Annotated in this window: 10 protein-coding genes; 1 reads left to right on the plus strand and 9 read right to left on the minus strand. The window is 46.0% G+C overall.

Translation table 11 applies throughout. The annotated features are described in order from the left end of the window. Positions 1-89: 89 nt before the first annotated feature. The 6 genes from PGR10_RS07875 to galF form a co-directional block, all read right to left on the minus strand. Positions 90-2243, minus strand: a complete 2154-nt coding sequence (locus tag PGR10_RS07875; protein ID WP_316424215.1) for a polysaccharide biosynthesis tyrosine autokinase — start codon at positions 2241-2243, stop codon at positions 90-92. Positions 2244-2259: 16 nt separating this feature from the next. Continuing rightward, positions 2260-2694, minus strand: coding sequence for a protein tyrosine phosphatase (locus tag PGR10_RS07880; protein ID WP_072057560.1), 435 nt, complete (start codon positions 2692-2694; stop codon positions 2260-2262). 2 nt (positions 2695-2696) lie between these two features. Next, positions 2697-3833: a polysaccharide export protein gene (locus PGR10_RS07885; RefSeq protein WP_316424216.1), complete on the minus strand. Its 1137-nt coding sequence runs from the start codon at positions 3831-3833 to the stop codon at positions 2697-2699. 110 nt (positions 3834-3943) lie between these two features. Continuing rightward, positions 3944-5383, minus strand: coding sequence for a capsule assembly Wzi family protein (locus tag PGR10_RS07890; protein WP_047046462.1), 1440 nt, complete (start codon positions 5381-5383; stop codon positions 3944-3946). A 920-nt stretch (positions 5384-6303) separates the two neighbouring features. After that, positions 6304-6933 carry a phosphatase PAP2 family protein gene (locus PGR10_RS07895; RefSeq protein WP_087860443.1) on the minus strand — a complete coding sequence of 210 codons (630 nt, stop codon included), beginning with the start codon at positions 6931-6933 and terminating at the stop codon, positions 6304-6306. 447 nt (positions 6934-7380) lie between these two features. After that, on the minus strand, positions 7381-8271 hold the full coding sequence (galF, locus tag PGR10_RS07900; RefSeq protein ID WP_015706060.1) for a UTP--glucose-1-phosphate uridylyltransferase GalF: 891 nt from the start codon (positions 8269-8271) through the stop codon (positions 7381-7383). 854 nt (positions 8272-9125) lie between these two features. Here galF and PGR10_RS07905 point away from each other — a divergent pair. Continuing rightward, positions 9126-10712 (plus strand): TerC family protein, encoded by a 1587-nt coding sequence (locus PGR10_RS07905; protein WP_411325150.1) that lies wholly within the window; start codon positions 9126-9128, stop codon positions 10710-10712. 48 nt (positions 10713-10760) lie between these two features. On the opposite strand, the gene asmA is transcribed toward PGR10_RS07905, so the two are convergent. The 3 genes from asmA to udk form a co-directional block, all read right to left on the minus strand. After that, the gene (gene asmA / locus PGR10_RS07910; RefSeq protein WP_430923302.1) at positions 10761-12608 is read right to left on the minus strand and encodes an outer membrane assembly protein AsmA; all 1848 of its coding nucleotides are present in this window, start codon (positions 12606-12608) and stop codon (positions 10761-10763) included. A gap of 27 nt (positions 12609-12635) precedes the next feature. Beyond that, on the minus strand, positions 12636-13217 hold the full coding sequence (gene dcd / locus PGR10_RS07915; protein WP_015365790.1) for a dCTP deaminase: 582 nt from the start codon (positions 13215-13217) through the stop codon (positions 12636-12638). A gap of 90 nt (positions 13218-13307) precedes the next feature. Then, positions 13308-13949, minus strand: a complete 642-nt coding sequence (udk, locus tag PGR10_RS07920; RefSeq protein WP_015365789.1) for a uridine kinase — start codon at positions 13947-13949, stop codon at positions 13308-13310. Positions 13950-13999: the final 50 nt, after the last annotated feature.

Here is a 13999-nt window from a genome sequence, read left to right on the forward strand (position 1 = left end):
CTCCCTCTGTGTACACATAGAGATTTAAATTGTATATGACAATATTTAAGGTGAGCTATATTGCTCACCTTTAATATCATAAAAATTTATTATTCTTTATTTGAATATGAATAACCATAATGATTATATCCATAACCATAATAGCTACTAGCTTTCTTTAACACACCATTCAATATACAACCTTTAATATTGACACCACTTTGTTCAAATCGCTTAACACTTACTGAGATTTCTTTCGTAGTATTAGCCTCGAAACGAGCAACCAGCAATGTCGTTCCTGCGTAGCGACCAATGATTGCAGCATCGGTAACTGCAAGAATTGGTGGTGTGTCGACAATTACAAGGTCATAATTACTTGATGCCCATTCGATCATGTCAGAGAAACGGGTATGCATTAGCAATTCAGCAGGATTCGGAGGTATTTGTCCACGGCCGATATAATCAAATTCGCCACCGGGAACTCGTTCGATGACTTTTTCAATTGATTCTTGACCAGATAATATCTCAGAAAGTCCCTTGGCATGCTGTTTACCCAACATTTTGTGTACATAGCCCTTACGTAAATCAGCATCCACAAAGAGAACTTTTTTTCCTGTTAAAGCAATTATTGCAGCTAAATTAGTACTAATAAAAGTTTTACCTGCATTAGGGCTAGCACCAGAAATCATAAGAACATTATTCTTTGCTTCCATCATTGCAAAGTGAAGACTGGTACGTAAACTACGGATAGCCTCAACAGCCAAATCAGCTGGATTCTCTACAGCAAGTAAAGTGCTGGATTGGTTTTTATTGCGCTTAATTTTTCCGCTATTTTGTTTTGTTAACCATTCAGAAACCGGTACACTTGCATAAACATTTACACCGAGTTCTTCTAATTGTTCAGGAGATTCGATTCCTCTACGTAAGACGACACGAATCAATACAAGCCCTACCGAAATAAATAACCCCAATATAATTCCGATTACGATAACAAGGATTTTTTTGGGTTTTACCGGACTCGGTTCTGTTATTGCCTGATCAATTATACGGACATTACCAATAGCACTCGATTTAGCAATACTTAACTCCTGTTGCCGGTTGAGTAACTGCATATACACAGCTCGCCCTGACTCAACATCACGGCTTAATCGGAGTACTTCTTGTTGAGTTGATGGCATCGCGCTTACGCGCTTACTTAGTTTTCCTTTTTCTTGTTGCAGAGTTTTACGTTTTTCCATCAATGCTTTATATGTAGGATGCTCTTTCGTATATAACTGCGAAATTTCAGCCTCTTTAAATGTCAATGTATTCAATTGGTTATCGACATTTACAATTTGATCAAGTACTGATTTTGCCTCCATAGACAAATCAACTGAGTCTTTTTGTTTCCTGTATGCATTTAATTTATCCTCAGCAGCATCTAAATCAGAGCGAACAGTCGGCAACTGATTACTCAAAAACTCTAAACTCTTTGCATCTTGTGCTGCTTGCCGATCAACATTCTGTGTTAGATAATTTTGACTAATATTATCTAACATGTGAGCAATAAGCTCAGGATCATCTCCGGTTAATGTCAAATTAAGCATCCCGGTATCTTTGCCTTGATCGACAACGCTAAAAGAATCTTGAAGATTACTTATTGCTAAAAGTCGTGGTAAGTATCTTATTTTAAATTGTGTTCCCGGTTCTGCGTCAATTGATTGAACTAATAATGATATTCCTTTATCTTCAATCAACTTACCAACAATTCCATTAATGACCAAATCACCACTTTCAATTTGGTAATTATTTTTATCCTTAACTGTCAGTATGATTTCAGGTGTATCGCCTTTCAGGCTTTTTGGCAAATACAGCCTGGATACATTTATTTTGCCTCGTTTTTCACCTAGTATTCTGGATAAACCTTTCCCAAACACGGGAAAGTAAATCTGCTCTGTCTGAGCTTGAAGATTTAAATCATCAACAGATTTGCCAAGAATCATTCGCGATTGTAGTAATGCTATTTCAGGTGCAGACTGAGGTTGACTATCGGGCAACATCTGACTGAGACTGTCTAAAAGTGCATTCCCTTGTTTTTGCTCAACTTGAATTAAAGCATTTGCTTGATATATTGGAGTAGCTAACAGTGAGTACAAGACCGCCAGTACTGTAAAACCAGCAGTAACAGCAATGATGAGTTTTTTATGGTCAATCAACTCACCAATCAGCCGCCCGAAATCAATGTCGTTACTATCTTGCGAAGTATTGTTATTTAATGATGCCATGCAGAAAATTCCTGAATTATCTACCTAGTTTCTCTGCCCAGTGCTGGCAGCTTTGGTCTATTAATCGATACACCGACTCAAATGCCTCATCACTTTTGCGATAAGGATCGGGGATTTCTTTTCCTTGCAGCCAATGTCCAAGTAGCATTGTCTTGCCTCTAACCTCTGGTGCAATTCGACTAACTTGTTCTAAATGCTCAGTTTCCATTACAAGTAGCAGATCGTATTGTCGACCCAAAGCACTAGTAAATTGTATTGCTTTATGTCCTTCAAGGGATATGCCATGGTTACTAGCTACCCTTATCGCTGAATTATCTGCTGCATGACCTACCAATGCACCAACACCAGCTGAATCAATTTTTTTGTCTGGAAAAATACTACGTAGTATTCGCTCTCCTATTGGAGAGCGACAAATGTTACCTGTACAGATCACTAATATGGAATCAAACATTATTATGGCCACGTTTTGATATATCTAACAGTTTCAGTCATATCATGCACACCACTAATTGTTGGTACCAATTGTGAAATAACGCGGTTCCATCTAACCAGCGGAGCTGTTGTAACATAAACAATGTCATATGGCTGTAATTGGAATTCAGTACCTAATACCATTGCGGATGCATCTTGAGCATTAAGTTGGTAAATATTAGCAATTTTGCCCTGTTTATCACCCTTAAGCTGGCGAACAACAAATACTCCTGTTGCATCGCTCATTGCTTGGGAAATTCCTTCTGCATTCCCTAGAGCTTCTGCAAGCGTCATGCCACTTCGATCCATTTTCATGGTGCTTTGCTTGCCCACTTCTCCCATTACAAATACCTTGAGATCATCATTTCTTGGTACAAACAAAATATCACCCGGATACAGTAAGTGGTTTTGAGTTAAATCTCCTTTTTGCATCAAAGCATATAATGAAATCTTAGTATCTTTACCATTATGCGTCAGGACTACATTTCTCCAATCAGCATCAGGTGCTAACCCACCCGCGTTATTTATTGCGTCCATAACTGTCAGCGGTATATTGGTTATCGGTTGTTGACCTGATTTAACCACTTCACCTGTAACATATGCTTTTTGAGAGCGGAAAGCTGCCACGCTGATGTCGACTTGTGGACTCTCGATGTATGTTGTCAATCTGCTCGCTATTTCTTGTCTAACTTGACTCAACGGTTTTCCTGCTACCTGAACTTTACCTATATAAGGATAAAATATTGAGCCGTCAGAATTTACCCAGTTGCCTGTGTCACTTGCACTACGATACTGGCCAGCTGGTGTAGTTAACTCTGGATGATCCCATACAGTGACCATTAGTACGTCCCCCACCCCAATACGGTACTCATAATTTTTCAATAAGTTATCTAATTGGGGGTTTGGGCGAGCCAACACAGTCTCAGGTCTAAGCTGCTCCACCAAACTCGGAGTCATTGGATATACGTTCACCAACTTGTCCAGGTCATAATCGCTATCCGGAAGTTCAACTACATTTTTGCGTAAGCTGTTCAGCCCCTGACCCGGAACAATAGTACACCCCGTCAAAAAGCTAATTGCCAATGCCACTGCTGAAACCCTAACAATTTTTTTCTTCATAATGTCACATCATCAATAAACCAAATTTTTTCAATTACTGATTTGCTGTCTGAGTTTTACCGATTAACAATTTACAATCAGTAATCCTTACCCTCTTCTCAGCATCCAGCCTATAAACTAAATGGAATCTCTATCCCTGCACTGGCGCCAACATCGTCACTATCGCTGTTATCGGCATTGGTATACCAAAGATTAGTATTCAATCGAACAGATTTATAGACATCGCCACTCCAGCCCAACTGTATCCCTTTTAAGGTGTCTGAATTAGGAAACGCTTTATTGATAGTCTGATTTTCCGGGTTCACTTTCGCGTACACCAGACGGGTACTCCAGCGTTGATTATCTTCAGTCACCAACTCAACTTTGCCTGCAAACAACTGGCCATCACCCCCCATCGCGTCACCAAGTGGATAGCCTTGCTGATAATAACCATCTTTATAGATGTGATGGGTATAACTGTAATTGGTGCGACTCATATTCGTACGGGTATCATGCGCTTCCACATACCAGTTAATCGCATCTTTACCCCAGCCGTGGTGGCCTTCAATACCACCAAGATACATATTCGCCGAAGGTAAGAATCCTGACTCATCTTCGCCAATCATTTGGCCATAGAAACTCACCGGCCATCCCAGGGTAGGTTCGAGCTTAAACTTAAAATCAAAACCGGCAAGTTGGTTGCCCGGTTCATTTGGGTCGTTGGCTGAGGTGTTGTCTTTACCGGTGAACCCATCCCAGAAGTTGCTAAACGACTGAGGGCGTCCCTCCCCCCCCCACTGCATTATTCTTGAAGCGCCAAGCTCAAGTGACTGGAACGGGGTAAAGGTAAAACGGCCACCGATAATTTTGGTATGAGGTACGGCCGTGTATTGGTTCATCTGGCTAGCGGAAATCTGATACTGCCACGGACCAATCCAGCGCAGCCACCATGTCTCAGGAGCAGCTTGCTCAGCACGTTGCATTAAAAAACCGGTCATCGGTCTGGCCGCATCGCCACGAATCAGACTACCTTCATAACCAGGGCCCCACCACTGAGGCACCTGCCCGAATGATAACCACTGGTTCCAGAACTTGACTGCGCCATAAGCGCCGTTGGCATTAAAACGTGATCCATTGCTAATTCGCTCCCCGCCTTCGACATTCCCCTGTAGATGTACATCCCACCACTCACCGCTGTTGTTGAAGGCAAGAGACAAGGAGTTATCCGCTGGTTGACTTTGGCCAAATCCCTGCGGTGTTCCTGGTTGGTCAGTCGACGTATAGCCGCTTACGCGAAAATCCGCCTTCAAATTAGAAAGGCGTTGATTGATGCGCGCAAGGACAACTTGTTCAGAGGAATATGAAGGTTTTGCTTTTTTCAGCGCTCGGGTAATTTCTTCCTGGCTGAGCGGCCAGGTGGAGAGACTTAGATGAATGACTCCGCGATCGGATAACCATGCCAGGTCGTTACGAAGTTCATTATCATTTTGCACCAACCCTGCTGCATATACCTGCGAGCTAACTGATGCAACCAGACCCAAAGCAAGTGCGATACGAGCAATTTTTATCATTGTTCAAGTTCCATTTACGAGTCCCTTCCCACCAGGTGGGTACGGCAATGGGGATTTTTAAGAATCAGGAGCTTATGAGTTCGACAAGCCTTTTTTTACAACAGCGATCCATTGCCTCGATGGACAACTCCTCAAGTACGAGCGGTTTGCTGCAAACGGATGTGAACTTAACGCATTCATAATGTAAGCGATATTGGTTGCTAAGGCTACTTTCATGGCCTCAATAATGTGCACATGATCAGAAGTCTGACAACGTCGCTAAGCGTAGGATGAGTATTCAAAACGCTGGGTACCGTGAGTGTCAGGATACGCTACCGCCCTTGGCTTAACAGCTACCAACGCACTGTACCTCTAACCCAGCAATTTTCTTTACATTGACTGTTGGTGAATTAACCACAGCAATTATTTTTTACCGCCTCGAGTTTACGAGATTCTTCTCTTAATTGGGAGTATAAATTCAACCCTACAAAGCGGATAAAGCGATATTTTTCATTTTTACCGGCAAGGATTCATCTGTTAATAAGATTATTTAATGGAATCTCTCAGCAACCGGCCAGATTATTACCACTCAAAGCGCAACGCCTTGTAACCACATGACTTTAAAGGGATAAAAATAAATCCTTTGTTTAAGAAAAAAAATAACCATGCAGTAGTCAACTACAAAATATGATAGCTATCATTACCCACTTCTTTTTTGGGTTCCAGAACGACAACTCTGATTTCCGTTATTCTCTTTTCATTTAAGAATCATCTTACTCGTAATAACATGCTGAACCGTGCTTCCAGATAGTCTGTTACCATTATTATGTTTCACCATTATGAAAGTCACGATTCTAAAATCCCCATGTTATCGATGGACAAGCTATTTATCATACTAATCACTACAGCAGTTAATTTGTAAACTTATCGAACCAGTATGATTAATATATATGCTTATGTAGATCGGCTCTGGTGAATGGCTTCTCAAATGGTCCGATCATGGTTGCAACCTCGCCTAACAACGACTGCGTAGGCGCTTTAACCCCGGTGTTTAATAATATGAGTGGGATGATGACCACGCTCAACGCCCCCATCCATGAAATCTGCGCAGAGCGTGAGGCCGGCGTACGCCATTGCAACAGCAGAAAAGTCAAACTTCCGCAAGCGCCTAGGATAAATCCACTCACTACTTCAGATACCGAATGTGCATGAATCATCAAACGGGAATAACCAACAATGCCCGCAAGAACAAAGCCCATAAGTACGGCCCCCCCGCGAAGGGATGATGAAGCACGGGAAGTTAACAGCCATATGAGTATTGGCCAAAATGCGGTAGAGAGCGCGGTATGTCCGCTGAAACCAGTAAAATCGATTTCACGTATGCCAATCCCCCAGCCCATAAAAGCCAGCTTTGAAATGCACACGACAGTTCCCGTAATCCCAAAAAGCAACGCCCATTGCCAGGCCAGCGTCCGGGATGTTTTACGAAGCACCAGCACCGCGAACAGCACCACCGCGCTGGGCAGTAACACGGTACTATCGCCAAAAAAAGAGACAAATTGCCAGTTCATTTACGCTTCATCCTCTGACGATACATCCCTTTTCCCTGTACCTTATCCATGAATTCCTTATGGGCATATTCATCCATTAACATCACGTTTATATGCATACATCACCGTTGTTTAATGGCTAAACATGATCTCAGTCAAGTTTTATTTCGCATCTCTAACTGTGCTGCAGTGCGCTTGTTTAAGAAAGAGCGCACTAAACAACTCTCAGTTAAGCAATTTTTTGACTCATCTGACCAAATGACAGCCCCACGCGCGACAATCACCGATAAGCCGTTACATCTACGTACTCAATAAGATTCAACTGAGATGAAAATTCTTCATTGCAATTAATGAACCGAATAAATAAGAATCTCGGTTTCATTTCATTGGATCTTATAATGCTGGCGTGGCTCTCAACATCGTGATGTCACCAGCACGCCAGCTCTCGCTCGTATTAACCGTTTAGTTTCACGCCAGCAGCTTTTTGATGCTCTCGCGGAATTTAGTTCCTTCTTTATGGTTACGTAAGCCGTAGCTTACAAACGCCTGCATGTAACCCATTTTTTTGCCGCAATCGTAGCTCTCGCCGGTCATCAACATGGCATCGACAGACTGTTTCTTCGCCAGGGCAGCAATAGCGTCCGTCAGTTGAATACGACCCCATGCGCCAGGTTCAGTACGCTCAAGTTCTTCCCAGATATCAGCGGATAGTACATAACGGCCAACGGCCATCAGGTCGGAGTCGAGCGTTTGCGGTTCGTCTGGTTTTTCAATAAATTCAACAATACGGCCAATCTCCCCTTCCACTTTCAAGCCATCTTTGGTTTGAATGACGGAATACTCGGAGAGATCGCCTGGCATACGTTTGGCCAGAACCTGGCTGCGCCCGGTTTCATTAAACCGCGCTACCATTGCCGCGAGGTTATAACGCAGTGGATCCGCGCTTGCTCCATCAAGAATGATATCCGGTAACACCACAACAAATGGATTATTGCCAACCGCCGGACGCGCACAGAGGATAGAGTGACCCAGGCCCAGTTGCTGACCTTGTCGAACGTTCATTATTGTTACACCTGGCGGACAAATCGCCTGCACTTCGGCTAATAGTTGGCGCTTAACACGTTGCTCCAGCAGCGCTTCCAGCTCATAAGAGGTATCGAAATGGTTTTCTACAGCATTCTTAGATGAATGGGTGACCAGCACAATTTCTTTGATTCCGGCGGCGACAATCTCATCGACGATATACTGAACCATCGGCTTATCAACGATCGGCAGCATCTCTTTCGGTATCGCTTTGGTCGCAGGCAACATATGCATCCCTAACCCTGCTACCGGAATAATTGCTTTCAAACTCACCATTATTTCATCCACCTATATGGTTATAAACTTTCGAATTTTTGTCAGAACGTTGATGTCACTGGCATTTGTTTGTGATGGTACAGCATCGTACCGTGCACGACTTTAACCAAAATCCTAAATTACTCTCTTAGTCCAAGAATACACGCAAAAAATGCTAGCTGACAGGTAGCTTTAAGAAAATTCTCACACTTTTGTCCTGGCCAATCGCCGCTTGAGGAAATAGAGCAAAAACAACGTTTAATACATTGTTATTTAACAATAATAATTGACAAACTCTCCTGATGATAAGCTACTGTCTTTGCGGATTTAACACCATCATTCTTAAAAATGACAGTGATGAGCCACTTCAGGAAAAGTCAAATCCCACGCGAAATAGCAATTTGCCGATAGTAATCAGTAAAATCGTCTAAACTTTGGACAAAAGCTTCTCTGACTAACCTTCTTACCCGCGGATTAACCCGTTGACCATCGCTGATACTGCTGCTTTTATGCAACAATGAGCCATCTTAAGGGTCTTATTAAACCCGAGTCCTGACAAGCTACGGAATTCAGTAGGAATATTCCCCTTAATACCATTTTGGTGAAAAATACGGCAATATTTTGGCATTGCCCGTAGTTAATAACTCTTCCTTATCCTTGCTATTACCGCACAGTAATTGCATGGATTTCTAATTAATTCCGAAACAGCCCAGATAGATCTTAAACGCCCGATATTTAACCATCGTTTATTACGTTATAACTTTCGTTTGTATCCCAACCCACTGCCCATTACTACGATAAAACGTTGCATTTTACCTGGCGCTTATCCATGATCGGTAGATGATTCGATTAGGTTGTAAAGGTTCTTAGTGATTATGGAATGGATTGCCGATCCCTCAATCTGGGCTGGTCTCATTACGCTTGTGGTTATCGAACTGGTTCTTGGGATAGATAACCTGGTATTTATTGCGATCCTTGCCGAAAAGCTCCCCCCTGCTCAGCGCGATCGTGCACGCGTTACCGGTCTGTTGTTGGCAATGGTGATGCGTCTGGTTCTGCTGGCGTCAATTTCCTGGTTAGTCACCCTCACCACACCGCTCTTCAACTGGCATGACTTAAGCTTCAGCGCCCGTGATTTAATTATGTTATTCGGCGGGTTGTTCCTGTTGTTTAAAGCCACCGTAGAGCTTAATGAGCGGCTGGAAGGAAAAGACAGCAATAACCCCACCCAGCGTAAAGGCGCGAAGTTCTGGGGCGTGGTGACGCAAATAGTCGTGCTTGATGCCATTTTCTCGCTGGATTCGGTCATTACCGCAGTGGGTATGGTTGATCATCTGGCGGTGATGATGGCCGCGGTCATTATCGCCATTACGCTGATGTTAATGGCCAGCAAAGCCCTTACCCGCTTTGTCAACAGCCACCCCACGATTGTCATTCTGTGCCTGAGCTTTTTGCTGATGATCGGTTTTAGCCTGATCGCCGAAGGATTTGGCTTCCCAATCCCGAAAGGCTATCTGTATGCCGCCATCGGTTTCTCGGTAATGATCGAATCGTTCAACCAGTTAGCCATCTTCAATCGCCGACGCTTCCTCACAGCCAACCTCACCATGCGGCAGCGGACGACTGAGGCGGTGATGAATCTACTAAGCGGGCGTAAAGAGAACGCTGAGCTTGATGCTGAGACGGCAACCATGGTCGCCGACCAGGGAGAAAACCCGCTGTTTAATCCGCAGGAACGCTTAATGATTGAGCGCGTCCTGAATCTGAATCAACGCACCGTCAGCAGCATTATGACTTCACGTCATGATATCGAGCACATCGACTTAAGTGCGCCCGAAGAGGAAGTTCGCGCACTGCTGGAGAAAAACCAGCATACCCGAATTGTCGTCACCGGCGGCAACGACAATGAAGATCTTTTAGGAGTTGTTCATGTTATCGACTTGCTACAGCAGTCGTTACGTAATGAGCCGCTCGATTTACACATTTTGCTGCGCCAACCACTTATTTTCCCGGAGACCCTGCCGTTGCTCCCGGCGCTGGAGCAGTTCCGCCTGGCGCGGACGCACTTTGCTTTTGTGGTCGACGAATTTGGCTCCGTTGAAGGGCTTGTAACCATCAGCGATGTTATGGAAACCATTGCGGGTAATCTGCCTAATGAAGTGGAAGAGATCGATGCTCGTCATGATATTCACAAAAACGCCGATGGCAGTTGGACTGCTAACGGCCATATGCCGCTGGAAGATCTGGTGCAGTACGTTCCGCTGCCGTTGGATGATAAGCGCGAGTACCACACGATTGCCGGGCTACTGATGGAGTATTTGCAGCATATTCCTGCCGCTGGCGAGGAAGTGAAAATCGGCGGTTATACCCTGCGTACACTGGAAGTTGAAAGCCATAGGGTGCAGAAAGTACAGATTATCCCGCCGGTTGAAGTAGAAGATGAATTAGATTATGAAGTGTGAATGAAGTTGAGGGCTCAGCCGCCGCGAGCAACTCGCGGCGGCTGATGATTACAGCTTATCGAGTAGTTTCTTCACGTCTTTGCCGTTCTGGCTATTACTATTGCGTTCCGCCCACTCATTCAAACGCTGTCTAGCTTCATCCTGCAACTGCTTGCGCAGGATCTGATCTACCTGCAGGCTATAGCTTAACGACTGCCACTTACCATAAATGCGCAGCGGAATTGCCGTCTGCTTGAGGCGATCAATAAGCTTGCTTTCGCCTTTCCAGCCACCTAACACCCGCACGTTGAAATGCATGTCGCAATCCTCTGCGAGCAGATTCAGATTGCCTTGTCCATTCAACGCCATCATTGCCGACTGTCCCTGCAAGTCGTTAAGCGTTATCTGGCCATTGTTCAGGATTAAATCACTGCTTAGTGCGTCAAGCTGAGTTGCGTTATCGAAGTTTTCCTGCGCCTGAACATTGGTGCTCCTCGCTACAGCCTGCTGTACTAGCTGCTGGAAGTTGAGCCCTTCGGTACGCGTATCCTTCATTTGCAGCTGCGCCTGTCCGCGCCAGTTGCGACGGAAGTCATCTGCATCAATGCGCGGCCCGGAGAAATCCCCATTCAGGGATAATTTCCCCGTCAGGCTAATCGGGTAGTTAAACGCCTGCAAGATGGTACCGATCTCTACATTATCCAGTTGCGGTTGGAAAGCAGCATGCGAAGTGTCGCCTCTGACATCCAGCACCCCAGGTAACGAGAGACGCCCTTCCCCCAGACTACCCTGCAGTTGTTTCACCGTCAGCAGCCCCTGCTGGTTTGTGATATCACTCTTCACCTGGCTGAATCGCATACCACGCCACTGTACCTGGTCCGCCGAAATCGCCAGCTGGCCATTAAAGCCAAGCAGACTATGATAATCCTGCTGGATATCGCTATCGGCAATCACAGGGCGCAACTGTCTCGGCTGGCTTTGTCCACGCTGATCGGCATTGCCTTCATTAGCCGCCGCGCTTTGCGCAAGCAAACTATCCAGATTCAGAGTGGTTGCCTTCAGATTTAGCAGCCAGTCAGGTTTATCCCCCAGCACAACGCTACCGCTACCGGTAATTGCGCTGCCATTAGCAGTGAGATTGAGATTGTCGAAATTGAGTTTTTTCGCCTCTTCAATCCAGCTGGCTTGCAAACTTCCTTGCCCGCTCAGGCCGTCCGGCGGCAACTCCGCACCACGTACCTGCCAGTTGAGCTGCGAAAAATCCGCTTTCAGAGAGTGAGGATAATCGCCGCCCTGAACCTGGGCTGTAAAGGACAACGCTAAGTCACGTTGATCGCGATTGACCCTGCCGGAGAAATCAACCGTCGCCAGATGGTTGTCATCCTGCTCCATTTGTAAGCGTATATCGCGCACGGTGACCTGTTCGCCATTTTCATGCTGGAAGAACAGGACACTATCGGCCACCTGCAGTTTACGGACATCGTATGACCATCCGCGATCTTGAGGCGCCTGCGGCAACGTATTGTCATGCGGCACCACCGGCGCGTTCTGGTCACGCACCGCTTCCGTTTTGGCGGTCAGCTGAATGACCGCGCCTTTCAGCATCACCTGCTTCACCTGCAGTTGATGAGAAAGTAGCGGCATCAGCGCAACATCCAACCGCATGTTATCGGCACGCACCACCGGTTCGGAAGCGCCTGGCGCCGTCAGCGCCATACGGCCGGAGAGAATACTCAGCTGCGGCCAGACATGCCAACGCAGCGGTCCATCAAGCTTCAGCTGATAGCCGCTACGCTCCGCCACTTCCTGCACCATATAGTTGCGGAAGTCATTAGGGTTGACCAACAGCACCAGCGCAGCGAGCCCCGCGACAATGACGGTCAACAAGATCATCAGCGTGGTCAGAATTCGTCTCATGGCATCCTCGATAAGCCGCTAACTTTATCAATCCTTGTCAATTCGACTAGCCACCGCGCCCTGCTGGTCGCGATATTTAGCGTCTTCACGGCGGTTATATGGCCGCGCCGCCGGGCCCGAAAGCGGCTCGAAGCTTAGCGCGCCGATGGGCATTCCCGGGCGCAACGCCAACGGTAGCTTGCCGGAATTATAGAATTCCAGCACGATGCAGCCAGACCAGCCCGGATCAATACGGTGCGCAGTGACGTGAACCATGAGTCCGAGACGCGCCAGCGACGAACGGCCATCAAGCCAGCCGACGAGGTCTGCCGGAAGCGTTACAGACTCATAAGTCACTGCTAGCGCTAATTCTCCAGGATGAAGATAGAAAGCCTCGCCTTCCGGCAATACGATCTCTTCGCTCATGACCCGGTCCAGCGCCGCGCTCACTTCCGCCTTCGGGCCGCTCAGGTCAATAAATGGCGCCGTATGACCGCGGAAAGTACGGAATTTATTGCCTAAGCGAACGTCAACGGTCGCACCGTTAATTCGATCCACCGGCGGACGTGGGCTGATTGCCAGGCGCCCTTCATCCAACCAGGCTTCTATATCTCGGTCACACAGACGCATGAGCTTTCTCCTTTAAGGCATCTAGCCCTTACGCTTTCCGGGAATAAGGGCAATTGGGATTCTCTTTGCACGTTACACAATTAGTACGTGTTATTCAAAGAACTGACTGATTTTGGCCTTCAGAATATCGATGGCAATACGGTTTTTACCGCCGCGCGGGACAATGATGTCAGCATATTGCTTGGAAGGTTCAATAAATTGCAGGAACATTGGCCGCACCGTCTTCTGATACTGCGCCATCACCGAGTCCATGGAACGGCCACGCTCGTTAACATCACGCTTGATGCGGCGCATCAGACAGATATCCAGCGGGGTATCGACGAAAATAGAGAAGTTTAATTCATTGCGCAGTCTGGCATCCGTCAACAGCAGGATCCCTTCGAGAATGATCACTTTCTTCGGTTGAATATGAATAGTTTCCGGCATACGCGTATGTTCAACGTAGCTATACACGGGCAATTCAATTGGCTGGCCGCTTTTCAGCGTCTGTAAATGCTGGAACAGCAAGCTATGATCCATTGAGCTTGGATGGTCATAGTTGGTTTTTACACGCTCTTCCATCGACAGATGGCTTTGATCTTTGTAATAGCTGTCTTCTGGAATAACGCCAATATGCTCATCGCCAACTTGTTCACGTAATTCACGATAAAGTGTGCTGGCGATAAGGCTTTTGCCCGAAGCCGATGCGCCGGCGATGCCTACAATGACGCACTGATGAGACGTATCAGTCATAAATTTTTGCGACCTGATTAACCTGGATGTAGATGGAGGGTGACGGTTGA

Origin of the sequence: Klebsiella sp. 141198 (assembly GCF_050600785.1) — a bacterium.
Taxonomy (GTDB): domain Bacteria; phylum Pseudomonadota; class Gammaproteobacteria; order Enterobacterales; family Enterobacteriaceae; genus Klebsiella; species Klebsiella aerogenes.